The organism is Lysobacter sp. 05T417 (assembly GCF_056396405.1).
In genome coordinates this window covers 272,291-285,662 of the sequence record NZ_JBFTLK010000007.1, presented here as the reverse complement: position 1 = coordinate 285,662, position 13,372 = coordinate 272,291, and the positions used below count along the sequence as shown (strand labels likewise).

Here is a 13,372-nt window from a genome sequence, read left to right as displayed (position 1 = left end):
ACACCGTGCCGAGATCTTTTTTCGCTTCCCGCCGGCCCGTTCAGCGTCCTTTCGGACCGCCCCAGGACCACCGGGCCGCGCATCTTACAGCATGTCCGAGAACCGTCAACCGCCTCGAACCACACCGCCTTTTCCGCGTCCCGCCGCGTGAAGTTCACCGTGGCGGGGCGCGCATTGTGCACACGCACAACGCGCATTGGAAGGGGTAAATCGAAAAATTCTTTGCGAAGTTTTTGTTGACGTTTGTGACGAGAGGGCTCATCGCGTTGTGTGACGTGGCTTCGCGTGTTGCGCATGCAATTTCATGCATGCGAGCAACTGCAAAAGCACCCCTCTTCCGCCCCTTCGGGGCACCTTCTCCCACGAAGGGAGAAGGAAGCGCACAGCTCTAGGCTGCGATCAGGCGGATGCGCGCGAACGTGCGCTTGCCGACGGCGAGCACGCCTTCGAAGCCCGGCGCGAACACGCGCTGCGCGTCCTCGATCACTTCGCCGTCAATGCGCACCGCGCGCTCCTTGAGCTTGCGGTTCGCTTCTGAATTGCTCGGCGTGAGGCCTGCTGCGGTCAGGAGCGCAGCAATGCGCACGCCTTCCGCAGGCACAGCCACGTCGGTCAACGGCAACGAGGCGATATCGCCCTCGCCGCGCACGGCGGCGTTCCAGCCCGCGACCGCCTGTTGCGCGGCGGATTCGCCGTGGAAACGCGCCGCCAGCTCCCGCGCCAAGCGCATCTTCAGGTCGCGCGGGTTCAGCTGCCCGCCTTCGATGTCGGCCCGCAGCTGCGCCGCTTCGGCCATCGAGATATCGAAGCTCAGCAGGTCGATCCAGCGCCACATCAGCACGTCGTCGATCTTCATCGTCTTGGTGACGATGTCGATCGCCGGTTCATTGATGCCGATGTAGTTGCCCAGCGATTTGGACATCTTGTTGACGCCGTCCAGGCCCTCCAGCAACGGCATCGTCAGCACGATCTGCGGCGGCTGGCCGTGGTGCTCCTGCAGGCCGCGGCCCATCAGCAGATTGAACTTCTGGTCGGTGCCACCGAGTTCGACGTCGGCCTTGAGCGCCACCGAGTCGTAGCCCTGGACCAGTGGATAGAGGAATTCATGGATCGCGATCGACTGCTGGGCGGCGTAGCGCTTGGCGAAGTCGTCACGCTCGAGCATGCGCGCCACGGTGTGCTGGGCGGCCAGCTTGATCATGTCGGCCGCGTCCATCTTGCTGAACCACTCGGAGTTGAAGCGGACTTCGGTGCGCTCCTTGTCCAGGACCTTGAACACCTGGTCGGCGTAGGTCTGGGCGTTGGCCAGCACGTCCTCGCGGGTCAGCGCCTTGCGGGTGACGTTCTTGCCGGTCGGGTCGCCGATCATTCCGGTGAAGTCGCCGATCAGGAAGATCACCTGGTGCCCCAGGTCCTGGAACTGCCGCATCTTGTTCAGCAGGACGGTATGGCCGATATGCAGGTCCGGGGCGGTCGGGTCGAAGCCGGCCTTGATCCGCAGGGGGCGGCCCAGCTTGAGGCGGGCCTCCAGCTCCTCGCGCTTGAGGATCTCGTCGGCACCGCGGCCGATCAGCTCTAGGGCGTCTTGGACGGAGGCTGGGGACTGGGGGAGCACGTGGGGAGACAAGGGCGTGACTCGCAAGGTGAATGGTGAACGCGAAATGCGATCACCGTCATGGATTGGGGTTAAACCAAAGTTAAACATCGGGACATCGAGCTGTGATGAAAAACCCTATTCAGGACAAGGGTTTGACGCACACTTCTCGCGTCACTATGGTAACGCGGCAACGCGGCCTTCACACCAGCGCGCGGGACTACTAAAAATGACAGCACACGATAGCGGTACGGAACGGCGCGAGCGCCTCAAGGCCCTGCGCGAAGCCGCTCTGCACCGACCGGTGCTGGCATCCGGCGCTTCCAATGGTTTCAACGGTCGCTGGTCGCGTCGGCAATGGGCCCACGCCAGCCTGTTCGCAACGCTTGGCGTGCTGGTGGCGGCCATTGTCCCCGGTTTCGGTCCGGCCGCCAGCGGCAAGCCGATGCACGCGCAGCGCAGTTCGATGGCGCTGGCGCTGCCGCCGCTGCCGTTGTCGCGCCTGAAAGGTCATAACGGCGACAGCTGGCAGATCGTCCGCGTCGAGCGCGGCCAGACCCTGGGCGCGGTCTTCGAAGACCTCGACCTGCCGGCCTCGACGATGCACCTCATCCTCGACCAGTCCGGCGACAAGCAGCTCCTGGCCCGCCTCAAGCCCGGCACCGAGCTCGCGTTCGACCTGCCGCAGGGCGCCAACGGGCAACCCGCGCAGCTGCGCACGTTCCGCTACGACCGCGACGACAGCCATCGCGTCGAACTGAGCCTGGCCGGCGACAAGGTCACGCAGAAAGTGCTGGTGCGCCCGACCGAGACGCGCACCGTCGTCATCAGCGGCAAGGTCGGCAAGTCGCTGTTCCGCTCGGCCCGCAAGATGGGCCTGTCGGGCAGCAACATCACCACGCTCACCGACGACATCTTCAAGTACGACATCGACTTCAACGAAGACGTCGGCGCCGACGACCGCTTCAGCGTGGTGGTCGAGCAGATCTGGCGCGAAGGCGAGCTGCTGCGCACCGGTCCGGTGCTGGCGGCGACCTTCACCACCGGCGGCAAGCTGCACACCGGCTTCCGCTTCGAGCGCAACGGCAAGTCCGAGTACTTCACCGGCGACGGCCGCCCGCTGAAGAAGAGCTTCATCCGCATGCCGATCCCGTATGCGCGCCTGACCTCCAACTTCGGCACCCGCAAGCACCCTGTGCTGGGCCGCACGCGCATGCACAAGGGCGTGGACTACGCCGCGCGCACCGGCACGCCGATCATGGCCGCCGGCGACGCCCGCGTGCAGTCGGCCGGCTGGATGGGCGGCTACGGCAACGCCGTCGTCCTCGACCACGGCCGCGGCTACACCACGCTTTACGGGCACATGTCGCGCATCGGCAAGATCCGTCCGGGCCAGCGAATCGCCCAGGGCACGGTGATCGGCTACGTCGGCACCACCGGCATGTCGACCGGCCCGCACCTGCATTACGAGTTCCGAGTCAACGGCGTGCACCGCAACCCGCTGTCGATCACCATGCCGCCGCCGGAGCCGCTGTCGGGCACCGCGCTGGCGCAGTTCCGCGCCCAGACCAGCGTCGCCCTGGCGCGGATCCAGAAGGTCGAGAACATCATCTACGCCGACGTCGATGCGCCGGCACCGGCGGCCGCCGTCGCGGTCGCCAAGGCCAAGAAGCCCGGCAAGACCAAGGCCTGACATGCCCGCGCTCCCCGCCGGGCCGGCCGGCAGTCCACTGGATGGGCTGTTCGTCGGGCTGATCTCCGGCACCAGCGCAGACGGCATCGATGCCGCGCTGGTGCGGTTCTCGCAAGACCAGACCCACCTCGTCCTGGGGCGCACCTACGCCTGGGATGCGGGCATCCGCGAACGCCTGGTGGCGCTGGGCCAGGGAGGCGAGGCGCAATCGCTCGATGAGATCGGCACGCTCGACGTGCAGATTGCCGAGGCGTTCGCCGGCGCAACCCGGCGCCTTCTCGAAGAGGCCGGGGTCGCTCCGGCGCAGGTGCGCGCCGTCGGCTCACACGGGCAGACCGTGCGCCATCGCCCGGAAGGCGCCCGCTTCAACGGCCAGCACCCTTTCACCTGGCAGCTTGGCGACGGCAACCTGATCGCCGAGCGCACCGGCATTGCCACGGTCGCCGACTTCCGCCGCCGTGACGTCGCCGCCGGCGGTCACGGCGCGCCGCTGTTGCCCGCTTTGCACGCGGCGTTGCTGCATGACGCGAAGGAAGACCGCGCCGTGCTCAACCTTGGCGGCATCGCCAACTTCACGCTCTTGCCGGCCCACGGTGCGGTGCGCGGGTTCGATACCGGCCCGGCCAATTGCCTGCTCGATGCGTGGTGCCAGCGCCATACCGGCAAGCCCTATGACGCCGGCGGCGCATTCGCCGCCCAGGGCCAGCCCGATGCCGAACTGCTGACACGCCTGCTCGATGACCCCTGGTTCATGTTGCCGCCGCCCAAAAGCACCGGCCGCGAGCACTTCCATCTGGACTGGCTGCAGACACGCCTGGCCGGAGTGGAAGCCGCGGCGGATGTGCAGGCAACGCTGCTGGAACTGAGCGCGATCACCATTGCCGACGCGCTTCAGGCGCACCAGCCGGGCACGGAACGGGTCCTGGCCTGCGGTGGCGGCGTGCACAACCCGCGCCTGCTGGCGGCGATCGGCCGGCACATGCCGGGCACCACCGTCGAATCGACCGCGCGCCACGGCGTCGATCCGGACTTCATCGAGGCGATGGGCTTTGCCTGGCTGGCCCGGCAGACGATCTCGGGGTTGCCCGGCAATCTGCCCAGCGTCAGCGGCGCGCGCGGTCCGCGCGTACTCGGCGCGATTCATCCTGTCTAACCGACGTCCGGCCTGGCCAACTTACGGCTGAGCCAGCCTCCGGCCCGGCTCAGGGCTTGCGGATGAAGTCGAGCAGATCGCGGTCGATGTCGGTCGGGCCCTGCTGGTCCAGGGTCGGCGTCTGCACATCCTTGGGGCGTTCAACGCGGCCGATGAGGGCGTAGCCGGGGTCGCTGGGGATTCCCTCGAGCGCGGCGATCGCCGACTGCAAGGCCATTGCGTCGGAATCGGTGAAGCGCGCGGCCAGTTCGGCCTCGCAGGCAAACAGGCCGTGCTCGAGCAGATGCATCAGCGACTCCTGCATGCCCCAGCCGCTCTGGCTGGCGACGCGCTTGATGCGATCCAGCAGCAGCGGATCGATGTCGTGCAGGATGATGTCGGTCATGGGTACTCCTTACACGGGCAGCGGGGGCTACCCGGTCAAACCATTGGCTGCGGGCGCACCAGGCGCCGCGCCGGGTCGGCGCACGGCCAGGATCAGGCACAGCAGCAATGCAGGCACGCCGATCAGGGCCGTACCCACGAAGAATAGCGAATAGGCGTCGAGCAAGCTGCGTCCGACTTCCAGATGCTCGACCGCGACCCCGGAAAGTCCCTTCAGGACCTTACCAGGCAGGGCGTAGAACGAGCTCAGCAGGGCGTACTGGGTGGCGGTGTAGCCCACGTTGGTCAGGCTCGACATGTAGCCGATCAGGGCCACGCCGGCGAAGCCGCTGCAGAAATTGTCGACTGCCATCGCCGCGGTGAACACGCCCGCATCGGCGCCATGGTGGGCCAGGTAGGCGAAGGCCAGGTTCGACGCCGGCCCCAGGACCGCGCCGGCCAGCAGCGTCGGGAGGATGCCGAAGCGGACCGCCGACAGCCCGGCGGCGGCGATGCCGACGATGGTCGCCACCATGCCGAACGAGCCGCGCACAACGCCGACGGTTTCCTTGTCGATGCCCAGGTCGGCATAGAACGGATTGGCCATCGGCCCCAGCACGAAGTCCGGCAGACGGTAGAGGCTGATCGCCAGGAGCATCAGCAACGCCCAGCTGCCGTGGTCGCGGAAGAACACCACGAACGGACCGATCAGCGCGTCGAACAGGCCCTTGGGTGTGAACAGCGCCGGGTGCGGGGTCGCCGCCGCCAGCGCACTGGCAGCCGGCTCGCGCGCCACCATCACCGCGACCACGCCCACGCCCATCAGCGCCGCCATCAGTTCGTACGACATCGACCAGCCGACGTGGGCGGCGAAGATCAGGATCAACGCGTCGGTGACCAGCAGCGCGCCGCGGTAACCCAGCGCCGCGGTCGATGTCAGCAGCCCCTGCTGCTCGTTGCTGTCGGCGATCTCGATGCGCCAGGCATCGATGACGATGTCCTGGGTGGCCGAGGCGAACGCCACCACCAGCGCCAGCACGCCGAACACGACCAGCTGGTCGAGGACGAAACCGGCCAGCACCAGCTGCCCCTGCTGCGGCTGCACCAGGGCCATGCCGGTCAGGGCGGCGGCGACCACCAGCTGCGCCAGCAGCATCCAGCCGCGGCGCCGTCCAAGCCAGCGCCCGAGCACCGGCGCATCGAGCTTGTCGACCAGCGGCGCCCACAGGAACTTCAGCGAGTACGCCAGGCCGACCCACGACAGGAATCCGATCGTCGACAGCTCGATGCCGTTCTCGCGCATCCAGAAGCCCAGGGTGTTGCCGACCAGGTAGATCGGGATGCCCGAACTGAAGCCCAGCAACAGCATCACCAGCACCTTGGGCTGGCTCAGGTTGGCCAGCACCAGTTGCCAGCCCTTGCGCGCCGGCTTGGCGGCGACCGCGACGTCAGAGCTCATAGTCGACCGTATAGGGGGCGTGGTCGGAGAAGCGCGGGTCGCGCGCGATCGAACAGGCCCTGAGCTTATCGCGCAGCGACGGCGTCGCCAGCTGGTAATCGATGCGCCAGCCGACGTTGTTGGCGCGGGCGGCGCCGCGGTTGCTCCACCAGGTGTAATCCTGGCCGTCGGTGTGCAGCGCGCGGTAGCTGTCTACCCAGCCGGTGTCGTCCGCGCACAGGCCGTTGAGCCATTCGCGCTCGGGCGGCAGGCAGCCGGAGTTCTTCTGGTTGCTGGTCCAGTTCTTGATGTCCAGGCGCGAGCGCACGATGTTCCAGTCGCCGCACAGGACGTAGTCGCGGCCGCTGGCGAGCCATTCGTCCAGGCGCGGCTTGAGCCAATCCATGACCTCGAACTTGAAGCCCTGGCGCTCGTCTCCCGAGGAGCCGGACGGAATGTAGAACGAGACCACGCTGAGGTTGCCGAAGCGCGCTTCGATGTAGCGGCCTTCGTCGTCGAACGGCGCCCAGCCCATCGCCGTGCGCACTTCATCGGGCTCGCGGCGGCTGTAGATCGCCACGCCGCTGTAGCCCTTCTTCGTGCTGGCGTCCTTGAACCAGGCCTTGTAGCCGTCAGGACGGAATTCCGATTTGAGGCCGTCGGCATCACCGAGCTGATGTTCCTGCGCCTTGGTTTCCTGAACGCACAACACATCGGCATCCTGGCCGCGGAACCAGTCGAAGAAGCCCTTGGTGGCGGCCGAACGCAGGCCATTGGCGTTGAAGCTGATGATGCGCATGCGCACTCCATGACGGTGTGCGGCGATCATAGCCCGGACGCGGCAGGCAGGGCCTATCATTCCCGCCATGCCAGACAGCACCCCGACCGCGACCGCAACCGTCGCCAGCGCCTCGGCCACCGCCACCGGCGTGCGCGTTGCCTGCATCCTCGACGACGCCACCGCCGATGCGGTCCGGCAGTTGCGCGTGAGCGAGGAGCAGTACCGCTACGTCGGCGACACCGCGTTCAACCTCGGCGACAGCCTGCGCGATCCGATGAGCGAGGCGATGGCGGTCTTTGCCCACGACGAGGTGATCGGCTTCTACCGGCTCGACTTCGCCCCCAACGCGGTCGCCGGGCGGCCCATGCACGCACCCAGCGTGGGGCTGCGCGCATTCGTGATCGACCAGGGCCGACAGGGCAGCGGCCTGGGCACGCAGGCGATGGCTGCTTGCTGCGCCGACCTGCGCCAGCGCCATCCCGACCGCGCCCTGCTGGTGCTGACGGTCAACTGCAGCAACCATGCCGCCATCGCCGCGTACCGCAAGGTCGGCTTCGTCGATACCGGCGAGCTCTACCACGGTGGCAGCGCCGGCCCGCAGCACCTGATGCTCATTCCCCTCCATCCCGTTTCGACGCCCGACGCCTGACGCCCATGACCGATCACCGCACCCGTTTCCTGCAGCTCGCCCTGCGCGCCGACGCCCTGCGCTTTGGCGAGTTCACCCTCAAGTCCGGTCGCCTTAGCCCGTACTTCTTCAACGCCGGCCGCTTCGACTCCGGCGCCGCGCTGGCCGAACTGGCCGGCTGCTACGCCGATGCGATCGACGCGCACGGGGTCGGCTTCGACCTGCTGTTCGGGCCGGCCTACAAGGGCATCCCGCTGGCGACCGCGCTGGCATGCGAATACGCGCGCCGCGGCCGCGACCTGCCGCTGGCGTTCAACCGCAAGGAAGCCAAGACCCACGGCGAGGGCGGCAGCCTGATCGGCGCGCCGCTGCAGGGCCGCAAGGTGCTGATCGTCGACGATGTGATCACCGCCGGCACGGCGATCCGCGAAGCCCTGGCGATCATCCGCGATGCCGGTGGCGAGCCGGCCGGAATAGTCATTGCACTCGATCGCCAGGAGGCGGTGGACCCGGCCACTTCCCGACGCTCCGCGGCACAATCGGTCGCAGCCGACCAGGGCCTGCCCGTCATCGCCGTGGCCAGCCTGTCCGACCTGCTCGCCTTTGCCGGCGGCGACGCCGACCTCGCCAGTCAGCGCGAGCGCCTGCTGGCCTACCGCGATGCCTACGGCAGCGACGCGGCGGCCTGAATCGTCACGGACAGAGCCGGCGATGGCGTGAGACTTGCATACGCTTGTGAATAACATTGCCGCCAGCAAGCCCCCCATGAAGAAGACGCTTCCCCTGCTCGCCTGCACGCTCCTGATCGTTGCGACCGGATCGACCCTGGCGCAGCAGAAGGCGCCGACCAAGAAGCTGTACTGCTGGAACGAGAACGGCAGCAAGGTCTGCGGCGACGCGCTGCCGGCGCACGCCGTCGATAGCGCGCGCACCGAGTTCAACGCCAAGAACGGCCGGGCCACCGGCCAGCTGGCGCGCGCCCTGACCGACGAAGAGCGCGCCGCCGCGGCCGTGCAGGCCAAGGCCGAGCAGGACGCCAAGGCGGCGGCCGAGGTCGCGGCCCGTCGCGACCGCGCGATGGCCGAGTCCTACGCCACCGAAGACGACCTGCGTCGCGCGTTCGGCGAGCGCATCGGGGTCATGGACGAGACGATCAAGGCGTCCAGGCTGGGCGTCGAAGGCCGCCGGCAGAGCCTCATCAGCCTGCTGAGCCGGGCCGGCGAGAACGAGCTGTCGGGCAAGCCGGTGCCGAAGAAGGCCAGCGACAACATCCAGACCCAGCACGAGCTGCTGCTGCGCCAGCGGACGATGCTGGCCGCGCAGCTGGCCGAGCGCGACCTGATCGACGAGGATCTGGCGGCCGCACTCGAGCGCTACCACGCGATGAAGAAGAACTAGGCCGAGCCGGTTTCGCAGCGCGACCGGGAAAGCGCCCAAGCACGTTCCCGTACGCCATCCAAACCCATCAGAACGGCAGCACCAGGTCCGGCTTGAGCGCCAGCAACTGGCTGCGGAAGTCGGCCTTGATGCGCGCCAGCGCTTCGGCGCTGTCGGCATCGAAGCGCATCACCAGCACCGGCGTGGTGTTGGACGCACGCACCAGGCCCCAGCCATCGGCGTAGTCCACGCGCAGGCCGTCGATGGTCGACAGGCGCGCGCCTTCGAAGCGGGCTTCGTCGCGGAAACGGTCGACGAAGGTATGCGGGTCGCCATCCGGGGCGTCGACCTTGATCTCCGGCGTCGACACACCGTTGGGCAGCGCGTTCAAGGTCTCGCTCGGGCTGCGCGGCTGCGCGGCCAGGATCTCGAGCAGGCGCGCGGCGGCGTAGATGCCGTCGTCGAAGCCGTACCAGCGTTCCTTGAAGAAGAAGTGGCCGCTCATCTCGCCGGCCAGCTCGGCATCGGTCTCGCGCATCTTCGCCTTGATCAGCGAATGGCCGGTCTTCCACATCAGCGGGCTGCCGCCGTGGCGCAGGATCTGGCCCGGCAGGCGGCCGGTGCACTTCACGTCGTACAGGATCACCGCGCCGGGGTTGCGCTCGAGCACGTCGGCGGCGAACAGCATCAGCAGGCGATCGGGGAAGATGTTCTCGCCATCGCGCGTGACCACGCCCAGGCGGTCGCCGTCGCCGTCGAAGGCGATGCCCAGGTCGGCGTCCAGGCGCTGCACCATCTTGGTCAGGTCGATCAGGTTGTGCGGTTCGCTCGGATCCGGATGGTGGTTCGGGAACGTGCCGTCGATGTCGCAATACAGCGGCGTGACCTCGGCGCCGATGGCGCTGAGCACGCGCGGCCCGATCTCGCCGGCGACACCGTTGCCGGCATCGACCACGACCCGCAGCGGGCGGTCGATCTGCACGTCGGAGGCGATGCGCTGGACGTAGTCCTCGGAGATGTCGCGTTCGCTCAGGTTGCCCAGGTCGCCCAGGTGCAGGCGGTCCTCGGCGATGCGCGCGTAAAGGTCGGTGATGGCGTTGCCCGACAGGGTCTCGCCGCCGACCACGATCTTGAAGCCGTTGTAGTCGGGCGGGTTATGGCTGCCGGTGACCGACACGCACGAACCCGCGCGCAGGTGGAAGGCGCCGAAATACACGACCGGCGTCGGCGCCATGCCGATGTCGATGACGTTGCGGCCGGCCTTGCGCAGACCGGCGATCAGGCCTTCGACCAGGGTCGGGCCGGACAGGCGGCCGTCGCGGCCAACCACGATTTCGGTGAGGCCCTGCTCGTGCATCAGTGAGCCGATGGCATGGCCGATCAGCTCGGCCACGCCGGCATCGAGCGACTGGCCGACCACGCCGCGGATGTCGTAGGCGCGGAAGATGCCGCGGTCGATCGCGACGGGCAGGGCGGTGGCAACGGGCTTGGTCGGCGGCACGGGCGGCGGTTTCACGGGCTGGGGCAGTTGCTCCATGCTCTCCGCCAGCGTCTGAACCGCACCTTCATCTGCCGCCTCGGCCTTGCCGCGGGCCATCTTGAAGTGCGGTGCGCGCCACGCCAGCAGCGCCAGCAGCACGAACACGACGGCGACCACGAAGCAAAGCATCGCATCCAGTCCGAACGGGCCGCCGGCCACGTCGGGCACGGCCGCGGCCACGCGCAGGTCGGTACCCGGCACCTTCGACGCGAGGGCTTCGGCGCCGCCGGCGAGCGTGGTGTCGCCGCGCTCCACGGCGCTGAAGCCGCCCTGACGCAGGGCAAGGTAGCTGTCGTCGGACACGTCGGCCTGGTCCAGGCTGGCGCTGATCTTCTTCAGCGGCAGGCGCGCATAGGCGACGCCGACGGTCTGCCCGTCGGCCCGCGCAGGCGCGGCCAGGGCCAGGTGCGATCCGCCGCCATGGCGAACCAGACCGGCGGTCGGCTGATCCGAGGCGATCGCCGCTTCGATCACGCCCAGGCGGCCATAGCCGCCCTTGGGCAGCGCGGCGTACTCGGCGCTCAGGTCGATCGGGAGGATGACCACGTCCGCGGCGCCTGCCCAACCGGCGCCGAGCAGCTTCGAGGCAGCCGCCAGATCGCCGGAAGCGAGGGCTGACTGCAGCTCCGGCGCCGCCAGACGCTTGGCCAGCTGCTTGTGTTCGTTGATCAGCCCGCGCTGGGCGGCCTGGACGGCGTCATCGCGCACCAGCGCGATCGCCTGCCGGCGCTCGCCGTCCTTGTGCAGCTGCCAGCCGCTCCAGCCGAACCACGCGGCGAGCAGGGCGCATGCCACGACAACCAGCGGCAACACCGACTTGAGCTGCGCGGCAGATGCCGACAGCTGTTCCTTCTCTACACCCATCATTCCATTTCCCCTTGTCAGCGCACGCGGTCAGCGCACGCCGGTATGACCGAAGCCACCGGCTCCGCGCGCACTGGTTTCGAATTCTTCCACCACCTGCAGCGTCGCCCGCACGATCGGCAGGATGACGAGCTGGGCGATGCGATCCCCAGGCTGCATCGTAAAAGCCTCGCGGCCGCGGTTCCAGACGCTGATCAACAATGGCCCCTGGTAATCGGCGTCGATCAGTCCCGTGCCGTTGCCCAGCACGATCCCGTGCTTATGGCCCAGGCCCGAGCGCGGCAGGATCACCGCGCACATGGTCGGATCGCCCAGGTGGATGGCCATGCCCGACGGCACCAGTGCAGCGTCCCCCGGTTGCAGGACCAGGGGTTCGGCGAGCGCGGCGCGCAGGTCGAGGCCGGCACTGGCCGTGGTGGCGTACGCCGGTAGCGGCCACTCCGAGCCGAAGCGCGGGTCGAGGATCCGGAGCTGGAGGATATGGTGCATTCGAGGGTTCTGCGGATGCCGTTGCGGGATGTCGAGTTGATCGACGCAAATACCATGCCATGACTTCGCGCTACCGGTAAGCCGCGGCACCGGTATCGATGCCTGGCGCCGGCCGCGGCGCTAGGCGCGCGGCAGCCGCTGCGCCACCAGGTCCAGCAGGGCATCGGCCAGTTCGGTCTTCGGCGCCGGGCCCACCACCTGCGAAGCGCCATCGGCGGAGTAGACGCTCAGGGTGTTGTCGTCGCTTTCGAAGCCGCTGCCGGCGACGCCGACGCGGTTGGCCGCAATCAGGTCGAGCCGCTTGTTCTCGAGCTTGCCGCGCGCATAGGCCTCGACATGGTCGGTCTCGGCGGCAAAACCGACCACCAGCCGCGGCCGCTGCGCGTGCGCGGCGATGTCGGCCAGGATGTCGCGGGTGCGCACCAGGGTCAGGGTGAGGCCGTCGTCGCCGGTCTTTTTCTTGATTTTGCTTTCGGCGGCCTGTGCGGGCGCGAAGTCGGCGACCGCAGCCGCGCCGATGTAGACGTCGGCCGGCAACTGCGCGAACACCGCGGCATGCATCTGCGCCGCCGAGCGCACGTCGTGGCGCTGCACGCCTTCGGGCGTCGGCAGCGATACCGGACCGGCGACCAGCACGACCTGCGCGCCGCGACGGGCCGCCGCCTGCGCAATCGCGAAGCCCATCTTGCCGCTGCTGCGGTTGCCGATGAACCGGACCGGATCGATGTCCTCGTAGGTGGGCCCGGCGCTGACGACAATGCGCAGGCCAGCCAGCGACGCGTGCGTGCTCATGCCGACCTCATGCCCCGGCCTTGGCCAGTGCCGCGACGATCTCGGCCGGCTCGGCCATACGTCCCGGGCCGGATTCGCCTTCCGCCAGCGGGCCGTCGTTGGGACCGACGATGTCTACACCGCGCGCGCGCAACGTGGCGATGTTGGCCTGCGTGGCCGGATGCAGCCACATGCGGTGGTTCATCGCAGGCGCGACGGTGACCGGGGCGGTGGTCGCCAGGCACAGCGTGCTGACCAGGTCGTCGGCGAAACCGTGGGCGAGCTTGGCCAGGGTGTTGGCGGTGGCCGGGGCGATGACGATGCGATCGGCCCAGCGCGCCAGCTCGATGTGGCCCATCGCCGCCTCGGCCGCGGCATCCCAGAGCGAGGTCCGCACCGGCCGGCCCGACACTGCCTGGAAGGTGGTGGCGGCGACGAAGTGCTGGGCGTTCCCGGTCATCGCCACAGTCACTTCAGCGCCGGCATCGCGCAGGCGCCGCACCAGCTCGGCGGCCTTGTAGGCGGCGATGCCGCCGCACACGCAGAGCAGGATCTTGTGTCCTTGCAGGGCACTGGGTCCGGTCATCTGTGAAACCACCTACCGACAATTCGATGGTTAGCTTACCCGAAGGGGCGCGCTGGCCCGGCGGCGCGGATCGGTGGCACGGGGCCAAATGAGGG

Annotated in this window: 12 protein-coding genes and 1 pseudogene; 5 read left to right on the top strand and 8 right to left on the bottom strand. The window is 68.4% G+C overall.

The genetic code is table 11. The features are described from left to right. A partial coding sequence (locus AC1DER_RS14860) for a hypothetical protein (RefSeq protein ID WP_477358098.1) occupies positions 1-296 on the bottom strand: 296 nt, incomplete at its 3' end. Between the two features lie 92 nt (positions 297-388). After that, positions 389-1,615 (bottom strand): tyrosine--tRNA ligase, encoded by a 1,227-nt coding sequence (gene tyrS, locus AC1DER_RS14855; protein ID WP_477247551.1) that lies wholly within the window; start codon positions 1,613-1,615, stop codon positions 389-391. A gap of 208 nt (positions 1,616-1,823) precedes the next feature. On the opposite strand from tyrS, the gene AC1DER_RS14850 reads away from it, so the two are divergent. Beyond that, complete coding sequence (locus AC1DER_RS14850) at positions 1,824-3,287, top strand: peptidoglycan DD-metalloendopeptidase family protein (protein WP_441815826.1); 1,464 nt, start codon at positions 1,824-1,826, stop codon at positions 3,285-3,287. 1 nt (position 3,288) lies between these two features. Beyond that, positions 3,289-4,440 (top strand): anhydro-N-acetylmuramic acid kinase, encoded by a 1,152-nt coding sequence (locus AC1DER_RS14845; protein ID WP_477247553.1) that lies wholly within the window; start codon positions 3,289-3,291, stop codon positions 4,438-4,440. Positions 4,441-4,489: 49 nt separating this feature from the next. Here AC1DER_RS14845 and AC1DER_RS14840 read toward each other — a convergent pair whose 3' ends face one another. Genes AC1DER_RS14840 through AC1DER_RS14830 form a run of 3 tightly spaced genes read right to left on the bottom strand, consistent with a single transcriptional unit; the run spans position 4,490 to position 7,040 of the window. Continuing rightward, positions 4,490-4,825 (bottom strand): hypothetical protein, encoded by a 336-nt coding sequence (locus tag AC1DER_RS14840; protein WP_441815824.1) that lies wholly within the window; start codon positions 4,823-4,825, stop codon positions 4,490-4,492. A 27-nt stretch (positions 4,826-4,852) separates the two neighbouring features. Then, positions 4,853-6,262 carry an AmpG family muropeptide MFS transporter gene (locus AC1DER_RS14835; RefSeq protein WP_441815823.1) on the bottom strand — a complete coding sequence of 470 codons (1,410 nt, stop codon included), beginning with the start codon at positions 6,260-6,262 and terminating at the stop codon, positions 4,853-4,855. Continuing rightward, positions 6,252-7,040 (bottom strand): exodeoxyribonuclease III, encoded by a 789-nt coding sequence (locus AC1DER_RS14830; RefSeq protein ID WP_441815822.1) that lies wholly within the window; start codon positions 7,038-7,040, stop codon positions 6,252-6,254. The genes AC1DER_RS14835 and AC1DER_RS14830 overlap by 11 nt, the downstream gene beginning before the upstream one ends. Before the next feature lie 67 nt (positions 7,041-7,107). On the opposite strand from AC1DER_RS14830, the gene AC1DER_RS14825 reads away from it, so the two are divergent. The 3 genes from AC1DER_RS14825 to AC1DER_RS14815 all read left to right on the top strand — a co-directional run bounded on the left by AC1DER_RS14825 (position 7,108) and on the right by AC1DER_RS14815 (position 9,048). Further along, a complete protein-coding gene (locus AC1DER_RS14825; RefSeq protein ID WP_477247556.1) occupies positions 7,108-7,671 on the top strand; it encodes a GNAT family N-acetyltransferase in 564 nt (187 codons plus the stop codon). A 5-nt stretch (positions 7,672-7,676) separates the two neighbouring features. Then, entirely contained in the window at positions 7,677-8,339 is a 663-nt protein-coding gene (gene pyrE / locus AC1DER_RS14820; protein WP_441815820.1) for an orotate phosphoribosyltransferase, read from the top strand. Between the two features lie 76 nt (positions 8,340-8,415). Continuing rightward, on the top strand, positions 8,416-9,048 hold the full coding sequence (locus tag AC1DER_RS14815; RefSeq protein WP_441815819.1) for a hypothetical protein: 633 nt from the start codon (positions 8,416-8,418) through the stop codon (positions 9,046-9,048). 67 nt (positions 9,049-9,115) lie between these two features. On the opposite strand, the gene AC1DER_RS14810 is transcribed toward AC1DER_RS14815, so the two are convergent. The 3 genes and pseudogenes from AC1DER_RS14810 to coaBC all read right to left on the bottom strand — a co-directional run bounded on the left by AC1DER_RS14810 (position 9,116) and on the right by coaBC (position 13,277). Continuing rightward, entirely contained in the window at positions 9,116-11,434 is a 2,319-nt protein-coding gene (locus AC1DER_RS14810) for a phosphomannomutase/phosphoglucomutase (RefSeq protein ID WP_477358095.1), read from the bottom strand. Between the two features lie 27 nt (positions 11,435-11,461). Beyond that, entirely contained in the window at positions 11,462-11,920 is a 459-nt protein-coding gene (dut, locus tag AC1DER_RS14805) for a dUTP diphosphatase (protein ID WP_477247562.1), read from the bottom strand. Positions 11,921-12,040: 120 nt separating this feature from the next. Beyond that, positions 12,041-13,277, bottom strand: a pseudogene (gene coaBC / locus AC1DER_RS14800) (bifunctional phosphopantothenoylcysteine decarboxylase/phosphopantothenate--cysteine ligase CoaBC). Positions 13,278-13,372 lie beyond the last annotated feature (95 nt).

Excerpts from the sequence above, each read along its gene's own strand:
- AC1DER_RS14845 (WP_477247553.1), top strand. The coding sequence starts at position 3,289 with ATGCCCGCGCTCCCCGCCGGGCCGGCCGGCAGTCCACTGGATGGGCTG.
- AC1DER_RS14825 (WP_477247556.1), top strand. The coding sequence starts at position 7,108 with ATGCCAGACAGCACCCCGACCGCGACCGCAACCGTCGCCAGCGCCTCG.
- dut (WP_477247562.1), bottom strand. The coding sequence starts at position 11,920 with ATGCACCATATCCTCCAGCTCCGGATCCTCGACCCGCGCTTCGGCTCG.
- AC1DER_RS14815 (WP_441815819.1), top strand. The coding sequence starts at position 8,416 with ATGAAGAAGACGCTTCCCCTGCTCGCCTGCACGCTCCTGATCGTTGCG.
- AC1DER_RS14830 (WP_441815822.1), bottom strand. The coding sequence starts at position 7,040 with ATGCGCATCATCAGCTTCAACGCCAATGGCCTGCGTTCGGCCGCCACC.
- AC1DER_RS14835 (WP_441815823.1), bottom strand. The coding sequence starts at position 6,262 with ATGAGCTCTGACGTCGCGGTCGCCGCCAAGCCGGCGCGCAAGGGCTGG.
- AC1DER_RS14850 (WP_441815826.1), top strand. The coding sequence starts at position 1,824 with ATGACAGCACACGATAGCGGTACGGAACGGCGCGAGCGCCTCAAGGCC.
- AC1DER_RS14810 (WP_477358095.1), bottom strand. The coding sequence starts at position 11,434 with ATGATGGGTGTAGAGAAGGAACAGCTGTCGGCATCTGCCGCGCAGCTC.
- pyrE (WP_441815820.1), top strand. The coding sequence starts at position 7,677 with ATGACCGATCACCGCACCCGTTTCCTGCAGCTCGCCCTGCGCGCCGAC.
- AC1DER_RS14840 (WP_441815824.1), bottom strand. The coding sequence starts at position 4,825 with ATGACCGACATCATCCTGCACGACATCGATCCGCTGCTGCTGGATCGC.